Genomic DNA, 16764 nt, shown 5'->3' with positions numbered 1-16764 from the left:
ACGACGGCCACCGATCCACCACAGAAGCATCGACGCAGAAGATCCTGACACCGGGGTAATCCGTGAAAAAGCTCTCCGCACGACGACGCCATCCGCTGGCGGCGGTCGTCGTCCTACTCTTCGCGCTGGCGGCCACCGGGGGGCTGTACGCCGCGTTCGCGCCCGCGAGCAAGGCGCAGGCCGACACGACCGCCCAGTCCCTGACCATCGAGGAGGGCAAGAAGCTCTACTCGGTCGGCTGCGCCAGCTGCCACGGCACCGGTGGCCAGGGCTCCTCCGACGGGCCCAGCCTCGTCGGTGTGGGCGCCGCGGCCGTGGACTTCCAGGTGGGTACCGGCCGGATGCCGGCCGCGACCTCCCAGGGCGCCCAGGTCCCGAGCAAGAAGAACATCTACACGCAGGCCCAGATCGACCAGCTCGCGGCGTACATCGCCTCGCTGGGTGCCGGTCCCGAGGTGCCGACGAAGGCGCAGTACGGCCCGGAGGGCGCGGACATCGCCAAGGGCGGTGAACTGTTCCGCACCAACTGCGCGCAGTGCCACAACTTCACCGGCAAGGGCGGTGCGCTGACCAAGGGCAAGTTCGCGCCGGACCTCGAAGGCGTCGACCCGAAGCACATGTACGAGGCCATGCAGACCGGCCCGCAGAACATGCCCTCCTTCCCCGACACCACGCTGTCGGAGAAGAACAAGAAGGACATCATCGCGTACCTGAACGCGGTCAACAGCAGCGACACCGAGAACCCCGGTGGCCTGTCCCTGGGCGGTCTCGGACCGGTCAGCGAGGGTCTGTTCGCGTGGATCTTCGGACTGGGCGCACTGGTCGCGGTCGCCGTCTGGGTCGCCGCTCGGACCGCAAAGGCCAAGAAGTCATGAGTAGCCAAGACATTCCAGAAGAGAACCTGCCGGCCGAGCAGGCCGGCGCGCTGAGCGTCGCGGACGAGAAGGACCCGTTCGCCGACCCGGGGCTGCCGCCGCACGAGCACCGCATCCAGGACATCGACGAGCGGGCCGCCAAGCGGTCCGAGCGGGTCGTCGCCCTGCTGTTCACGGTGTCGATGCTGGCCACCGTCGGCTTCATCGCCTCGTACGTGGGGATCCCGCACGACAAGTCGATCTTCGTCTTCCCGATCGGTCACATCAGCGCGCTCAACTTCGCGCTCGGCATGACGCTCGGCGCGGCGCTGTTCTGCATCGGCGCGGGCGCGGTCCACTGGGCCCGCACCCTGATGTCCGACGCGGAGATCGCCGACGAGCGGCACCCGATCGAGGCGTCCCCCGAGGTCCGCACCAAGGTGCACGAGGACTTCAAGCAGGGCGCCAAGGAGTCCGTGCTCGGCCGTCGCAAGCTGATCCGCAACACGATGTTCGGCGCGCTCACCCTGGTGCCGCTCTCCGGCGTCGTGCTGCTGCGCGACCTCGGCCCGCTGCCCGAGACCAAGCTGCGCCACACGCGGTGGAAGAGCGGCACACTGCTCGTCAACATGAACACCAACGAGCCGCTGCGTCCCTCGGACGTCGCCGTCGGCTCGCTGACCTTCGCCAAGCCCGAGGGCCTGGAGGAGCACGACGAGGACTTCCAGAACGAGATCGCCAAGGCCGCCCTGATGATCGTCCGGATCCAGCCGGACAACATCAAGGACAAGCGCGAGCTCGAGTGGTCGCACGAGGGCATCGTGGCCTACTCGAAGATCTGCACCCATGTCGGCTGCCCGATCTCGCTGTACGAGCAGCAGACGCACCACGTGCTCTGCCCGTGCCACCAGTCCACCTTCGACCTCTCCGACGGTGCCCGAGTGATCTTCGGCCCCGCCGGTCACGCCCTGCCGCAGCTGCGCATCGGCGTGAGCGACGAGGGCTACCTCCAGGCGCTCGGCGACTTCGCGGAGCCCGTCGGTCCTGCTTTCTGGGAGCGCGGATGAGCACTGCATCGAACCAAGAGTCCCGCTCTCGCGGGAAGGCACCGGCCGGCGAACGCGTCGCCGACTGGGCCGACGGCCGGCTCGGGATCTACTCCCTGGCCAAGGCCAACATGCGCAAGATCTTCCCCGACCACTGGTCGTTCATGTTGGGCGAGGTCTGCCTCTACAGCTTCATCATCATCATCCTCACGGGTGTGTATCTGACGCTGTTCTTCCACCCGTCGATGAACGAGGTGGAGTACCACGGCTCGTACATCCCGCTGCAGGGCCAGCTGATGTCCGAGGCGTTCAGCTCGACCCTGCACATCTCCTTCGATGTGCGCGGTGGTCTGCTGGTCCGGCAGATCCACCACTGGGCCGCGCTGATCTTCCTCGCCGGCATGTTCGTGCACATGATGCGCGTGTTCTTCACCGGCGCGTTCCGCAAGCCGCGTGAGATCAACTGGCTGTTCGGCTTCCTGCTGTTCGTCCTCGGCATGTTCACCGGTTTCACCGGTTACTCGCTCCCGGACGACCTGCTCTCCGGCACCGGTGTCCGCTTCATGGAGGGCGCGATCCTGTCCGTGCCGATCGTCGGCACGTACCTGTCGTTCTTCCTCTTCGGCGGCGAGTTCCCCGGCCACGACTTCGTGGCCCGGTTCTACTCGGTCCACATCCTGCTGCTGCCGGGCATCATGCTCGGCCTGGTGGTGGGCCATCTGATCCTGGTCTTCTACCACAAGCACACGCAGTTCGCGGGCCCCGGGAAGACCGAGAAGAACGTCGTCGGCATGCCGCTGCTGCCGGTCTACATGGCCAAGGCCGGAGGCTTCTTCTTCCTGGTCTTCGGTGCCATCGCGGCCATCGCGGCGATCGCGCAGATCAACCCGATCTGGGCCATCGGCCCCTACCGCGCGGACCAGGTGTCCACCGGAGCCCAGCCTGACTGGTACATGGGCTTCGCCGAGGGTCTGATCCGCTTCATGCCGGGCTGGGAGATCAACCTCTGGGGTCACACGCTCGTCCTGGGCGTCTTCATCCCGCTGGTCGTCTTCCCGCTGGTCCTGGCGGCGATCGCGGTCTACCCGTTCATCGAGTCCTGGATCACCGGCGACAAGCGCGAGCACCACATCCTGGACCGCCCGCGCAACGCCCCGACCAGGACCGCGTTCGGTGTCGCCTGGGTCACCGTCTACATGATCACGCTGGTCGGCGGTGGCAACGACCTGTGGGCCACGCATCTGCACCTGTCGATCAACGCCGTCACCTGGTTCGTCCGGATCTTCTTCTTCGTCGGACCGGTCATCGCGTTCCTCGTCACCAAGCGGATCTGCCTCGGCCTGCAGCGCCGCGACCGCGACAAGGTGCTGCACGGCCGCGAGACCGGCATCATCAAGCGCCTGCCGCACGGTGAGTTCATCGAGGTCCACGAGCCGCTCAGCCAGGAGCAGCTGCACACCCTCACGGCCCACCACCAGTACGAGCCGGCCGAGGTCGGTCCGACGGTCGACGAGAACGGTGTCGAGCGGAAGGTGAAGGGTGCCGAGAAGCTGCGCGCCAAGCTCAGCGACGCCTACTACGGCGAGGACGCCCAGATCCCGAAGCCCACCGTCGAGGAGTACAAGGAGATCACGAGCGGCCACGGCCACCACTGATCGCTGCGCACGCCACGCCACACACGAGGGACCCCGTCCGGTGTTCGGACGGGGTCCCTCGCGCGTCCGCCGGATGGATAGGGTGGAGCCGATCCGTAGCTGACGACGACCGATGACCGGAGCGGCTGATGAGCGCTGTGACCCCCGCTGGAGGCGACACCGCGGCGGGCCGCTCCTGGCCCGACCTGTTGAGCACGCTGCTCGGCGGCCAGGACCTGAGCGCCGGTGACACGGCCTGGGCCATGGACCGCATCATGTCCGGCGAGGCCGCGGACGCCCAGATCGCCGGCTTCCTGGTGGCGCTGCGGGCCAAGGGGGAGACGGTCGAGGAGATCACCGGCCTGGTCGAGGCGATGTACCAGCACGCCAAGCCGCTGCACATCCCCGGTCCGGCCGTCGACATCGTCGGCACGGGCGGCGACCGGGCCAAGACGGTCAATATCTCCACGATGTCCGCCATCGTGCTCGCGGGGACCGGCGCGAAGGTCGTCAAGCACGGCAACCGGGCCTCCTCCTCGGCGAGCGGATCCTCCGACGTGCTCGAACAGCTCGGCATCAACCTGGATCTGACGCCGCAACGGGTGGCGCGGGTGGTCGAGGAGGCCGGAATCACCTTCTGCTTCGCGGCCACCTTCCACCCCTCGATGCGGTTCGTCGGCGCCGTCCGGCGGGACCTCGGGATTCCGACCTCGTTCAACCTCCTCGGCCCGCTGACCAATCCGGCCCGGGTCACCGCCTCCGCGATCGGCTGCTTCGACACCCGGATGGCGGGGCTCATCGCCGGGGTGCTGGCCGAACGCGGCTCGTCCGCGCTGGTCTTCCGCGGGGACGACGGCCTGGACGAGCTGACGACCACCGCCACCTCCCGGGTCTGGGTGGTGCGCGACGGCAAGGTCACCGAGGACGCCTTCGACCCGCGCGAGGTCGGCCTCGACCTGGTCCCCGTGGCGGCGCTGCGCGGCGCCGACCCCGCCTACAACGCGGGGGTGGCCCGGCGGCTGCTGGACGGCGAGACGGGCCCGGTGCGGGACGCCGTGCTGCTGAACTCGGCGGCGGCCCTGGTCGCCCTGGACCCGGGAAGCGGGCCGCTGGCCGAGCAGATCCGGGACGGCATGGCGAAGGCGGCCGAGTCGATCGACTCCGGCGCGGCCCGCCGGACGCTCGAACGCTGGGCCGCCGCCAGCCACGCGTGAAGTCCCGTACGACGATGTGACGCAGGACGCGGTCCACGATCCGGACCGCGTCTTGCGCATCGATGATCGTGTGGCAGGATGTCCATCAGGTCATGAGCGACAGTCATTCGGCCCCGGCCGACTGTCCGGCAACCCTCCGTCCGTGGCGGGGTGCCCCGGGTGAAGACCAGGCCGTAGGCAGCGAGGTCTGCGGCAAGCGCGGACCCCTCGCACTCTGTTGAGTGACAAGCCCAGGGGTCCTGGTCGTCGAGGGAGCCTCTCGTGAGCAAGCGAATGCGATAGGGCCGCAGAGCCCCGCCTCCGCATACCCCCTTTTCCTCCCCACGCCGAGCCCTGCCCGATGCCGCAGTTGTGCCTCGCGTGGTGAATTCCGCCTGCTTTCACGGGAGTTGAGCCATGTCCGTCTCCACCGCTGCCTCCGCCCAGTCCGTTCGCGCCCCGCTGCCCGTCCTCGGCCGCGATGTCACCGTGCCGCTCGTCACCGGCGGCGAGGTCACCTACGCCGCCCTCGACTACGCGGCCAGCGCCCCCGCCCTCCAGCGGGTCTGGGACGACGTGGCCGCCTACGCCCCCTACTACGGCAGCGTGCACCGCGGCGCCGGCTACCTCTCGCAACTGTCCACCGACCTGTTCGAGAACGCCCGCGCCACCGTCGCCGAGTTCCTGGACTGCCGCCCCGACGACCAGCTGGTCTTCACCCGTTCCACCACCGACTCGCTCAACCTGCTGGCGGCCGTGCTCCCGGCCGGCTGTCAGGTCTTCGTCTTCGAGACCGAGCACCACGCCTCACTGCTGCCCTGGAAGGACGCCCAGGTCAGTTACCTCGACGCACCGCGCACCCCTGCGCAGGCCGTCGCGACCCTCGAGGCGGCGCTGGCCGGCCGTGACGGGCAGGGCCCGGCGCTGGTCTGCGTCACCGGCGCCTCCAACGTCACCGGGGAGCTGTGGCCGGTGCGCGAGCTGGCAGCCGCCGCGCATGCGCACGGCGCCCGGATCGTCCTCGACGCCGCCCAGCTCGCCCCGCACCACCCGGTGTCGGTGAAGGACCTCGACGTCGACTGGGTCGCCTTCTCCGGGCACAAGCTGTACGCGCCGTTCGGGACGGGCGTGCTCGCCGGCCGCGCCGACTGGCTGCGCGCGGCCGAGCCGTACCTCGCGGGCGGTGGCGCGAGCCGTACGGTCACCCGGCGGGCGGACGGGGGTGTGGCCGTGGAGTGGCATGAGACGGCTGCCCGCCATGAGGCCGGCTCGCCGAACGTGATCGGCGCCTACGCCGTCGCCTCTGCCTGCAAGGCCCTCACGGAGGCCGGCTTCGACACCCTGGTCGCCCGCGAGCGGCACCTGATCGACACGGTCCGCGCGGGTCTCGCCGAGGTCCCCGAGGTGCGCGTCCTCTCCCTCTTCGGCGAGGACGCCCCCCGGGTCGGCGTGATCTCCTTCGTGGTCGACGGCTGGAACAGCTCCCACTTCGCGGCCGCGCTCTCCGCCGAGTACGGCATCGGCGTCCGCGACGGGCTCTTCTGCGCCCACCCGCTCGTCCGCACCCTCCTGGGCAGCGACCCGCAGTCCCAGGGCGAGTGCGGCGCCCCGGAGGCCGCGCCCGGCGAGAAGTCCCTCAACGCGATCCGCGTCAGCTTCGGCGCGGGCACGCCCGACGAACACGTCGAACGCTTCGTGACCGCCGTGAAGCAACTCGTCCGCGACGGCGCGAAGTGGCACTACCACACAGAAAACGGCCGCTGCGTCCCCACCACCTAACCCACCCCCCAGCCCCTCCAAACCATGCCCGAAGCCCCCCCCACCCAGCCCCGACACCACACAACCGACGGCGTGCGGATGCCCCGGGAGGGGGCCGGGGAACGGCGCGCCCAGCCACGATGGCGTGTCAGCCGAGGGCCGGCGGATCCCCCGGGAGGGGGCGCGGGGAACTGCGCGATGAACCACGATGGCGCGGCAGCAAACGGACGGCAGTCACCCCGGGAGGGGGCGCGGGGAACGGCGCGCCCAGCCACGACGGCGCCGCAGCCGAGGGCCGGCGGATACCCCCGGAGGGGGGCGCGGGGAACGGCGCGGCAGTCGAGGGCCGACGGATACCCCCGGGGAGCCGGGGAACGGCGCGCCCAGTCACGACGGCGCGGCAGTCAACAGACGGCGAATCCCCCGGAGGGACCCGCAGCCGACGGAACCCACATAGCGGCGTTACCAGCGGAGCGCCTGGCGGAGCTAGTTGTCCAGGCCGAGAGCGAAGGCCGCTTCCAGGTCGTGCTGGGAGTAGGTGCGGAAGGCCACGTGGGTGTCCGTGGCCTCCACGCCCCCGATCTTGCTGATGCGGCCGGGAATGACCTCCGCGAGGTCCTCGTGCCGGCCGACCCGGACCATGGCGATCAGATCGTAGGTGCCGGTGACCGAGAAGACCTCGCTGACGTTCTCCAGCGCAGCGATCTGCTCGGCGATCTCGGGAATCCGGTCCACGCTGGTCTTGATGAGCACGATCGCGGTGATCACGGCTGGTCTTCTCCCTCGGGAGCCGGAGCTGGGGCGGACTTCACTCTAGCCCGACGCCCGAACCGCACCCACGCGAAGACGAAGCCCAGCGCGAAGCCCACCAGATGGGCCAGGTACGCAACCCCGGGCCCTTGGGTGGCCTGCCGCGCCGCCACCCATTGCAGGCCCGCCCAGAAGGGCAGCACGACCCAGGCGGGAAAGCGCAGCGGGAGGAAGAACAGGAAGGGGAGGAGACTGGTGACACGGGCGCCGGGGAACAGGAACAGGAACGCCCCGAGGACCGCTGAGATCGCCCCTGAGGCGCCGACCAGGGACTGCTGGGAGGCGGCGTTGGCGGCCGCGTAGCCGATCAGCGCCAGATAGCCGCAGCCGACGTAGAAGAGGGTGAACCGCACGCGGCCCATCCGTTCCTCGGTCATCACCCCGAAGACGTAGAGGAACAGCATGTTGCCGAGCAGATGCACCCAGCTGCCGTGCACGAACAGCGCGGTGGCGGGGGTGAGCGCCTCCCCGGCCGGGCCGTCGAACAGGTTCGCGGGCACGACCCCCCAGCGCCGGAAGTACGCGCGCTGCGCGGCCAGCAGTTCGTCACCGGTGCCGTACGCCGGATTGAACCCGGACGCGGGCCCGATCAGGAAGATCAGGCAGCACAGGGCGATCAGGGCGTGGGTCATCGGCGCCGACGAGCCGCGGACCGCTCTGAAGGTCCGCCCGGCCGTCGCGTTCCAGTTGCTGATCATGACCACAGAGCATGACGTAACGGTACTCAGTAGCACAGATCGCCTCGCCGCCGTGGACGAACGGGCGACGAGGACCCGGCAGGCCGTAGGGTTACGGCCACACGCGCCGGGCGGACGGCGCGTCACGGACACTGGAAGGAAGCGAACAGTCACGATGCCGGTTCCCCTGCCGACCGCCACCACGCGATGGCGCTGCACCCTCTGCGGCAACCTCACCCGTTTCGATGTGACCCGCGCCTCGAAGGCCGTCGAGTACGTCCATCTCGACCTCGCCGGAGAGCCCAAGGTCGAGGAGCGCGAGGTGGTCAGTGAGACCATCGAGTCGGTGCGCTGCCGCTGGTGCAACGCGGTGGACCAGGTGGAACTGGTGGACAGGCCGGGAGCCGGCTCCTGAGCGCAGGAGGCGGCCCCGCACGGGTATTGGGGTGTGACGGATGGCGGAGACCGCAGGCGGGGGGCCGGGCGACGGCACCGCCGAGGTGCTTGACCGTCCGCTGCCCGACGGCGTGCGCCGCCGGGTCGTGCAGATCGTGTCGGACGGCTTCGGCAGTCTGACGATCGGCGAACTGCCCGCCCAGTTGCGGCAGTATGCGCGGTTCGCCCCGAATCGCCGGGCGAAGTTCGCGGGCAACGCGATGGCCGCCGCCCTGGAGACCGACACGCTGTTCCGGCAGCGCATCGGGGAGAAGCTCAGAGAGGCGCAGCCGGAACTCTGCGGCGCCCTCGACTCCGGCTCGCCGCCCCCGGCCGCGGACCCGCTCGACGTGGCGGCCGCGGCCTATGTGCTGCGTCCGGCCGGCTGGGTGAAGCTGGTGGCCGCGGCCGGCGAGGAGGTCCAGCGGGCCGACGCCGAGCGCGCCGACGAGGAGAGCCGGGCCGAGCTGGAGCGGCTGCGCGCGGAGCTGGCACGGGTCCGCGACCATACCCGGGCCGAGACCGAACGGCTGCGTGCCGAGCTGGATTCGGCCAAGCGGGAAGCCGAATCGCTTCACCGCAAGCTCCGGGCGGCCCTCAGTGATGTGAAGCGGGGCGACGCCGCCCTGCGCAAGGCCCAGGCCGAGATCGAGGCGGTGCGGTCCGAGGGGCAGGCGCAGATCTCGGCCGCCGAGAGCGAGTCCCGGCGGCTCAAGGCCCGTCTCGGGGAGGTCGAGACCGCCCTGGAGGCCAGCCGAAGGGCGGCCCGGGAGGGGCGCAGCGTCGAGGACATGCGGGTGCGGCTGCTGCTCGACACCGTGCTGGAGGCGGCCCAGGGGCTGCGCCGTGAGCTGGCGCTGCCGCCGGTCTCCGTGCGGCCCGCCGAGACGGTGGACGCGGTGGAGCCGGGCCGGATGACCCCGAAGGACATCGCGGCGCGGGCGCTGTCCGAACACGACCCGGCGATCCTGGACCAGCTCCTCGCCCTGCCGCAGGCGCACTTGGTGGTCGACGGCTACAACGTCACCAAGACCGGCTATCCGCAGATGCCGCTGGAGAAGCAGCGGTTGCGGCTGCTCGGCCAGCTCTCGCAGCTCGCCGCGCAGACCGGCGCCGAGGTGACATGTGTCTTCGACGGCGCCGAGCTGGCCGCGCCGGTGCTGCTCGCCCCGCCGCGCGGGGTGCGGGTGCTGTTCTCCAAGCCGGGTGTGACGGCCGACGAGCTGATTCGCCAGCTGGTGCGGGCCGAGCCGCCGGGCCGGCCGGTCATCGTCGCCTCGACCGATCGCGAGGTGGCCGACGGCGTCGCCCGCGCGGGTGCCCGACCGGTCGCTTCCGCGATGCTTCTCAGGCGATTGTCCTGAACGTCAACGTACATTCTTAATGCCTGAATTGACGGAAGTGTCACTCAACGTAGCGTCAAGTAGACATCACAGCACGTGAGTTGTGGGCAAAGAATGCAGGGAGTGAACGATTTTTTCCTCTGAGGATTTGAACTGATCACAACTGGGTCACTAGGGTCGGCTCGAACCTCCACACGGGTGATCACTCAAAAGAAGGAGCCCGTCTCCGTGGCGTCCCATCGTCGACCCAAGCAGCCGAGCCGCACGCGCGTGACCGTGCTGACCACCGCAGCCGCCGCTGCCGTAGCCCTGAGCTCTCAGGCCGCCAACGCGGCACCCAGTGAGAAGCTGAGCAAGGACGAGGTCAAGGCCAAGGTCGACAAGCTCTACGAACAGGCGGAGCAGGCCACCGAGAAGTACAACGGGGCCAAGGAGAAGCAGGAGAAGCTCCAGAAGGAGATCTCCACCATCCAGGACAACGTCGCCCGCGGCCAGGAAGACCTGAACAAGCTGCGCGACGGCCTGGGCACCATGGCCAGCGCACAGTACCGCTCGGGCGGCATAGACCCCTCCGTCCAGCTCTTCCTGTCCTCCGACCCGGACGACTACCTCGACAAGGCGTCCACGCTCGACCAGTTGAGCGGCCAGCAGGTCGAGGCCCTGAAGAAGATCCAGGACAAGCAGCGCGAACTCGCGCAGGACCGGGCCGAGGCGACCGACAAGCTCAAGGACCTCGCCGCCACCCGCACCGAACTGGGCAAGAAGAAGAAGGAAGTCCAGGGCAAGCTCGCCGAGGCGCAGCGGCTGCTCAACACCCTGACGGCCAAGGAGAAGGCGGACCTCGCCGCCAAGGAGGAACGGGCCAACCGTTCCTCCTCCGAACGCGTGCAGCTCGGCAACACCAGCTCCGCCTCCGGCCGGGCCGGCGCCGCCTTCTCCGCCGCCCAGTCCAAGATCGGCTCGCCGTATGTCTACGGCGCCACCGGCCCGTCCTCCTTCGACTGCTCGGGCCTGACCTCCTGGGCGTACGCGCAGGCCGGCGTGAGCATACCCCGCACCTCGCAGGCCCAGGCCAATGCCGGTCAGCGCATCTACAGCCAGAGCGACCTCAAGGTCGGCGACCTGGTGATCTTCTACGGTGACCAGCACCATGTCGGCCTGTACGCGGGCAACGGCCAGGTGCTGCACGCCCCGCGCACCGGCACGGTCGTCCGCTACGAGTCGATCAACAACATGCCGTTCCAGTTCGGCGTCCGCATCTGAGCCGTACGCCCCCGCCGGCCCGGGTTCCGTAGCGCCCGAACGGGCGAATCCCGACAACCGGAACTGACCCCTCGCCCCGTCGTTGACCTGCGTCAGCGGCGGGGTGTCACGTTGTGCGACCGCCGGAAGCCTTTGGCCGACGGGCGCCCGCGCGGCTACTGTCTGCCGCGTTTCCCCCACGGCCGGGACATCCCGTCCCGGCTCCGGGGAACGGCAACCGTCCGCCGGCCGCGTGTGCGCCGAAGGGGCGGGCCGGTGCCGCGGGACGAGGGCGCGCAGGCCGCAGGGCCGAACGCGACCGTCACCGCACGCCGGCCGCGGTCCCCGAGGCGAGCGAGCGGTCACGAGGTGAAGGAGTGCGGCCTTCCGTGGGGTCCCATCGCCGCCTTGCACCATCCGGGTTCGACCGGGGCGCCACCGTCCTGTGTGTACTGTCCGCGGCCGCCGCCGCCCTGGGCGCCGTACCGGCGAGCGCCGCGCCGCACGGCGACGGCCCCGCCGAGGTGGACCGCCTCTACGGGGAGGCGGAGAAGGCGACCGAGGCCTACAACAAGGCCGGCGAACAGGCCGGGAAGCTGCGCGCGCAGGTCCGGGAGGCGCAGGACCACATCGCCCGCCAGCAGCAGCGCATCAACGCCATGCGGGGGGAACTGGGATCGCTGGCCGGCGCCCAGTACCGCTCCGGCGGCATCGACCCGACGGTCGCCCTGCTCTTCGCCGCCGACCCGGGCGACTACCTCGACAAGGCCACCACCATCGACCGGATCGGCACCCGGCAGGCCGGCCGGTTACGGGAACTCCAGTCGGCCATGCGTGAACTCGCCCAGGAGCGGGCCGCGACGGCCGGGAAGCTGGCCCAGTTGGAGAAGAGCCGCAGGGCCGTCGCCGCGCACAAGCGGACCGTGGAGCGCAAGCTGGCCAAGGCCAGGGAACTGCTCAACTCCCTGTCGTACGCGCAGCGTTCCGCCTACGAGCGGGCCTCCCGCGACGGCCGGGCCGACCTGCCAGGCCTGCGGGACGCCGGCGCCCCGAACGCCCGCGCCGCCGCGGCCCTCGCCGCCGCCCGCTCCGCCCTCGGACGCCCCTATGTCTGGGGCGCCAACGGGCCCGCCGGCTTCGACTGTTCGGGCCTGACGCAGTGGGCGTACGCACAGGCCGGGGTCCAACTGCCGCGCACCTCGCAGGAGCAGCGGTACGCCGGCCGGCAGGTGCCGTTCTCACAGATGCGGCCCGGTGATCTGGTCGTCTACCGCTCCGACGCCGGCCATGTGGCCATGTACATGGGCAACGGCCAGGTGATCCACGCGCCGCACCCCGGCGCCCAGGTGCGCTACGACCCGGTGGGGATGATGCCCGTCTCCTCGGTCACCCGGGTCTGACCGGACGCCACGGGCCGTACGATCGGGCAGATGGCTGATCGCGGACGGAGACGGCGCTCGGCAGCCGCCGCGCTGTGTCTGCTGCTCGTCCCGCTGGCCGGGTGCGGCGGCCGGACGGCGACCGACCCGGCACGGGCCGAGGTGCAGCAGGTGCTCGACCGGCGCGCGGCGGCCCTCCTGCGGCACGACGAGACGGCGTACGGCGCGACGGGCGACCGCGGCACCTACGCGAACCTGCGCGCGGTGCCGCTGGCGTCCTGGACCTACCGGGTGACCGGCCTGCGGCACACCGGCGCCACCGTCACCGCCGCGGCCCTGCTGAGCTACCGGATCCGGGGCCACGACCGGGCCCCCGTCAGCACCGAGCGCACCCTCGCCCTCGGCCGCACCGCCGACGGACGCTGGTACGTCGCCTCCGACCGGCCCGCGAAGAAGGCCGGACAGCAACTGTGGGACCAGGGCGCCGTGTCGGCCGCCACGGGCACGCACAGCCTGGTGCTCGGGGTCGGACAGTCCGCGCGGGCGCTCGACGCCTACGCCAGGCTCGCCGACCGCGCGGTCCCCGCCGTGTCCGCGGCCTGGGGCACGGACTGGACCCGGCAGGTCGTCGTGCTCGTACCGCGGACCCTGGCCGGGATGGCCGGCCTGCTCGGCTCACCGGCCTCCTCGTACCGGGGGATCGCCGCGGTCACCACCGGCGAGGCGGGCGGCCCGGCCCGGGCCCCCGCGGACCGGATCGTCATCAACCCGGAGGCGTACGCCCTCCTCGGCGACGCCGGCAAGCAGGTGGTGCTCACCCACGAGACCACCCATGTGGCCACCCGCGCGCACACCACCCCGGCCACTGCGCTGTGGCTGTCCGAGGGGTACGCGGACTGGATCGGCTACCTGGGCACGGGCCGCACACCGGCGCAGGCGGCGCCGGAGCTGTCCCGCGCCGTCCGCGCCGGGCGGGTCCCGGCGGACCTGCCCGCCGACGGGGACTTCGGCTTCACCGGTGACCCCGCGCGGCTCGCCCAGGCGTACGAGGGCGGCTGGCTGGCCTGCCGGATGATCGCCGAACGCTGGGGCGAGGACCGGCTCGACGCCTTCTACCGCGCCGTCGGCGCGCATGGGCGGCGGGCGGGCGCCGTCGAGGACGCGCTGCGCCGCGTGCTCGGGACGAGCCCACGGGACTTCACCGAGCGCTGGCGCGACTACCTGCGCGCGCGACTCGCCTGAGCGAGCCGGCTGACCCCTCGCCCGCACCCAGGCACGCTCGGCCTCACCGCCCGCACGCGGCCTGCCCCACCGCAACGGCTCGGCGGTCTTCTGCACATGCAGCGGGCGGCCGTCCCGGTAGAAGAAGCTCGCGGGGAATCTTCAGGAAGCCGAGACGGCGGCGCGGCGCGGCGCTCGCGCTGTCCCCCGCGCGTTGGTCGGCGGCGCGGCGGCGGATGGTGGGGGAGAGGGCGCCCGTCGCCGGGGCGCTGGCCGGCCGTTCTGTGCGCCGTGACGGTGCCGCCGTGGTGGTGCCGCCGTGGTGGTGCTGTCTCGGTGGGGCCGGGGTCAGGAGGAGATCGGGGTTCCCTTGGCGCGGGCGGTGCGGGCCGGCAGTGCGGCGGCGCGGCCCGCGGGGACCGTGGACCGCCACAGCCGGCCGGCGGCGAGCAGCGTGGCACCGACCAGCAGGCCGTTGCGCAGGAACAACAGACCCGTGCCGTACCAGTCGCCGGCCACGACGTGCGAGAAGCCGATCGGGAACTCCAGGACGGTGACCACGGTGGCCGCGAGGACCAGCAGCACGGGCCGGCCCATCCGGGTGCCGCGGAAGGACACGCAGACCGCGGCCAGGCCGATCAGCCAGACCAGGTACTGCGGGCTGATCACCCGGCTCGTCGTGGTGAACATCAGCACCGCCGTGAACGCGGCGTCGGCGAGCGTGTGCGGCCTGAACCCGGTGGCCGCCAGCCGCCACAGCAGCAGCCAGCCGAACGCGGCGCAGGTGAGCGTCAGCGCGGCGGCGCTCACCAGGCCGACGTACGGGCCGAGGAACTCCACCGAGCCGTAGTTCAGCAGCACCTCGCCCCGCCAGCCGAAATGCCGGGCCACATGGAAGACCAGAGCGCCCAGCGACTCCACCTCGGTGCCCCGGTCGCGCTGGAAGGCGAGGAAGGCGAAGGCACCGGGCATGGCGACCGCGAACAGCGCCGCCACCCCCGCCGCGGTGGCCGCCGCGGCGCCCCAGGCGCGCAGTCGCACGGCGCCCACCAGGAGCAGTGCGGGCCACACCTTGACCATCGCCCCGAAGCCGGCCAGCGCCCCCATCACCCGGGGCCGGCGGGCCCCCGCGAACAGCGCGGCCACCGCCACCGCGGTCACCATCACGTCGTAGCGGGCGTAGGCCGTCGGGCCGAGCAGCGGGAGGCCCGCCGCCCACACCCAGGCGCCGCGCGGCGACTTGCCGGGGCGCCGGCCCGCGTAGCCGAGCAGGGCCAGGACCACCAGGTCGGCGAGCAGGGCCAGCAGGAAGAAGGCCGTGGGATAGGCGAGGAAGGGCAGGGCGCCCGGCGCGAGCACGGCGAGCGCGGCGGCGGGCGGGTACTGCCAGGTCACGTCGTCCAGCGGGAACGTCCCGTGGCGCAGCACCTCGTACCAGCCGTGGTAGATCACCGACACATCGGTGGTGACGTCCGCGCCGGGGAAGACAAGCACCCGGAAGACGAAGAGCAGCAGCATCAGCCGGGTCAGTCCCCAGGCCACCGGCAGCCCGGCCAGGGGCCACCTCGCGCCCGCCATGTTCACTTGGCCCCTGTTCGTCGTGGCTCGTTTCTGCGGGGCCATGATGACGCGTCACGCTGTGCGAGGTCTGTCAATGCCGTCGTACGGCGTGGTCGCGTCGCAGCCCGGTCGACGCGGCCCGGCCGGACCGGGGTCGGGGCGCGGGCGCGTTGGATAGGTTGGGTGGTGATGCACAAGACCCTGATCGTGACCAACGACTTCCCGCCCCGGCCGGGCGGTATCCAGGCGTTTCTGCACAACATGGCGCTGCGCCTCGATCCCGACCGGCTCGTCGTCTACGCCTCCACCTGGAAGCGCGGCCGGGAGGGCGCCGAGGCCACGGCCGCCTTCGACGCCGAGCAGCCCTTCACCGTCGTACGCGACCGCACGACGATGCTGCTGCCCACGCCCGCCGTGACGCGGCGCGCGGCCGGGCTGCTGCGGGAGCACGGCTGCACCTCGGTGTGGTTCGGGGCGGCGGCGCCGCTCGGCCTGATGGCGCCCGCCCTGCGCAAGGCGGGCGCCGAGCGGCTGGTGGCCACCACCCACGGGCACGAGGCCGGCTGGGCCCAGCTGCCCGCCGCCCGCCAACTGCTGCGCCGGATCGGGGAGTCCACCGACACGATCACCTACCTCGGCGGGTACACACGCACCCGGATCGCCGCCGCGCTGACCCCGGCGGCGGCCGGGCGGATGGTGCGGCTGCCGCCCGGTGTCGACGAGAAGACCTTCCACCCCGGCTCCGGCGGCGCGCAGGTGCGGGAACGGCTCGGGCTGGCCGACCGGCCGGTCGTGGTGTGCGTCTCGCGGCTGGTGCCGCGCAAGGGCCAGGACACGCTGATCAGGGCCATGCCCAGGATCCTCGCCGAGCAGCCCGACGCGGTACTGCTGATCGTCGGGGGCGGACCGTACGAGAGGGATCTGCGCAGGCTCGCCCGGGACACCGGGGTGGCGGCCTCGGTGCGCTTCACCGGCGCCGTGCCCTGGTCAGAACTGCCCGCGCACTACGGCGCCGGGGACGTCTTCGCGATGCCCTGCCGGACCCGGCGGGGCGGGCTCGATGTCGAAGGGCTCGGGATCGTCTACCTGGAGGCCTCCGCGACCGGACTGCCGGTCGTCGCCGGGGACTCGGGCGGCGCGCCCGACGCGGTGCTCGACGGGGAGACCGGATGGGTCGTGCGCGGCGGCGACCCGAACGAGGCCGCCGAGCGGATCACCACGCTCCTCGCCGACCCGGCCCTGCGCCGCCGCATGGGCGACCGAGGCCGCCAGTGGATCGAACAAACCTGGCGCTGGCCCCTACAAGCAGAAACCCTGAAATCCCTCCTGTAGAACACCCGCCCCGAAAGGGCCGCGGGGAACCTCCGCCCCGAAAGGGGCGCGGGGAACTGCGCGATCGGCCACAACGAACCCGCACCCGCCGAGCCCGCCCCGCCACCCCTCCCGGTGGGCGCGGAGCCCAGCCAAAAGGGAGCCGCACCCGCCGAGCCCGCCCCGCCACCCCTCCCGGTGGGCGCGGAGCCCGACCCAAAGGGAGCCGCACCCGCCGAGCCCGCCCAGCCACCCCTTCATCAGCCGCACCGTCGATCATCAGGCGCACCGCCAATCATCA

General features: G+C 71.6%; 14 protein-coding genes and 1 riboswitch. Of the genes, 11 read left to right on the top strand and 3 right to left on the bottom strand.

Going from position 1 to position 16764, the window contains the following annotated elements; genetic code table 11:
* Nucleotides 1-62: 62 nt before the first annotated feature.
* From qcrC to ABT245_RS04285, 5 genes are all read left to right on the top strand, one after another.
* Complete coding sequence (qcrC, locus tag ABT245_RS04305; protein ID WP_351728351.1) at nucleotides 63-875, top strand: cytochrome bc1 complex diheme cytochrome c subunit; 813 nt, start codon at nucleotides 63-65, stop codon at nucleotides 873-875.
* Nucleotides 872-1921: a cytochrome bc1 complex Rieske iron-sulfur subunit gene (gene qcrA, locus ABT245_RS04300; RefSeq protein WP_351728348.1), complete on the top strand. Its 1050-nt coding sequence runs from the start codon at nucleotides 872-874 to the stop codon at nucleotides 1919-1921. Before qcrC ends, qcrA begins: the two co-directional genes overlap by 4 nt.
* The gene (qcrB, locus tag ABT245_RS04295) at nucleotides 1918-3555 is read left to right on the top strand and encodes a cytochrome bc1 complex cytochrome b subunit (protein WP_351728345.1); all 1638 of its coding nucleotides are present in this window, start codon (nucleotides 1918-1920) and stop codon (nucleotides 3553-3555) included. The genes qcrA and qcrB overlap by 4 nt, the downstream gene beginning before the upstream one ends.
* A 128-nt stretch (nucleotides 3556-3683) precedes the next feature.
* On the top strand, nucleotides 3684-4748 hold the full coding sequence (gene trpD / locus ABT245_RS04290; protein ID WP_351728343.1) for an anthranilate phosphoribosyltransferase: 1065 nt from the start codon (nucleotides 3684-3686) through the stop codon (nucleotides 4746-4748).
* An 88-nt stretch (nucleotides 4749-4836) separates the two neighbouring features.
* Nucleotides 4837-4953, top strand: a riboswitch (SAM riboswitch).
* Between the two features lie 191 nt (nucleotides 4954-5144).
* The gene (locus ABT245_RS04285) at nucleotides 5145-6506 is read left to right on the top strand and encodes an aminotransferase class V-fold PLP-dependent enzyme (RefSeq protein WP_351728340.1); all 1362 of its coding nucleotides are present in this window, start codon (nucleotides 5145-5147) and stop codon (nucleotides 6504-6506) included.
* 465 nt (nucleotides 6507-6971) lie between these two features.
* On the opposite strand, the gene ABT245_RS04280 is transcribed toward ABT245_RS04285, so the two are convergent.
* Both ABT245_RS04280 and ABT245_RS04275 read right to left on the bottom strand, forming a co-directional pair.
* The gene (locus tag ABT245_RS04280) at nucleotides 6972-7253 is read right to left on the bottom strand and encodes an Lrp/AsnC family transcriptional regulator (protein ID WP_351728337.1); all 282 of its coding nucleotides are present in this window, start codon (nucleotides 7251-7253) and stop codon (nucleotides 6972-6974) included.
* Entirely contained in the window at nucleotides 7250-7993 is a 744-nt protein-coding gene (locus ABT245_RS04275; RefSeq protein ID WP_351728334.1) for a rhomboid family intramembrane serine protease, read from the bottom strand. Before ABT245_RS04275 ends, ABT245_RS04280 begins: the two co-directional genes overlap by 4 nt.
* 154 nt (nucleotides 7994-8147) lie before the next feature.
* Here ABT245_RS04275 and ABT245_RS04270 point away from each other — a divergent pair, with 154 nt between their 5' ends.
* The 5 genes from ABT245_RS04270 (at nucleotide 8148) to ABT245_RS04250 (ending at nucleotide 13613) form a co-directional block, all read left to right on the top strand.
* Nucleotides 8148-8387 carry a hypothetical protein gene (locus ABT245_RS04270; protein ID WP_351728332.1) on the top strand — a complete coding sequence of 80 codons (240 nt, stop codon included), beginning with the start codon at nucleotides 8148-8150 and terminating at the stop codon, nucleotides 8385-8387.
* Between the two features lie 40 nt (nucleotides 8388-8427).
* A complete protein-coding gene (locus ABT245_RS04265; RefSeq protein ID WP_351728329.1) occupies nucleotides 8428-9771 on the top strand; it encodes an NYN domain-containing protein in 1344 nt (447 codons plus the stop codon).
* Nucleotides 9772-9978: 207 nt separating this feature from the next.
* On the top strand, nucleotides 9979-11013 hold the full coding sequence (locus ABT245_RS04260; RefSeq protein ID WP_351728327.1) for a C40 family peptidase: 1035 nt from the start codon (nucleotides 9979-9981) through the stop codon (nucleotides 11011-11013).
* A gap of 368 nt (nucleotides 11014-11381) precedes the next feature.
* Nucleotides 11382-12392 carry a C40 family peptidase gene (locus ABT245_RS04255; protein ID WP_351728324.1) on the top strand — a complete coding sequence of 337 codons (1011 nt, stop codon included), beginning with the start codon at nucleotides 11382-11384 and terminating at the stop codon, nucleotides 12390-12392.
* Nucleotides 12393-12422: 30 nt separating this feature from the next.
* On the top strand, nucleotides 12423-13613 hold the full coding sequence (locus ABT245_RS04250; protein ID WP_351728321.1) for a hypothetical protein: 1191 nt from the start codon (nucleotides 12423-12425) through the stop codon (nucleotides 13611-13613).
* Nucleotides 13614-13940: 327 nt separating this feature from the next.
* Here the strand turns inward: ABT245_RS04250 and ABT245_RS04245 are convergent, their stop codons facing one another.
* A complete protein-coding gene (locus ABT245_RS04245; protein WP_502982066.1) occupies nucleotides 13941-15176 on the bottom strand; it encodes a glycosyltransferase 87 family protein in 1236 nt (411 codons plus the stop codon).
* 165 nt (nucleotides 15177-15341) lie between these two features.
* Here ABT245_RS04245 and ABT245_RS04240 point away from each other — a divergent pair, with 165 nt between their 5' ends.
* A complete protein-coding gene (locus ABT245_RS04240; RefSeq protein ID WP_351728316.1) occupies nucleotides 15342-16484 on the top strand; it encodes a glycosyltransferase family 4 protein in 1143 nt (380 codons plus the stop codon).
* The last annotated feature ends 280 nt before the right edge of the window (nucleotides 16485-16764 follow it).

Source organism: Streptomyces sp. NPDC001508, from assembly GCF_040298665.1.
In the GTDB taxonomy this organism is placed as follows: Bacteria; Actinomycetota; Actinomycetes; order Streptomycetales; family Streptomycetaceae; genus Streptomyces.
The sequence above is the reverse complement of the archived record's forward strand: the minus strand, read 5'-3'. Positions and strand labels throughout refer to the sequence as shown.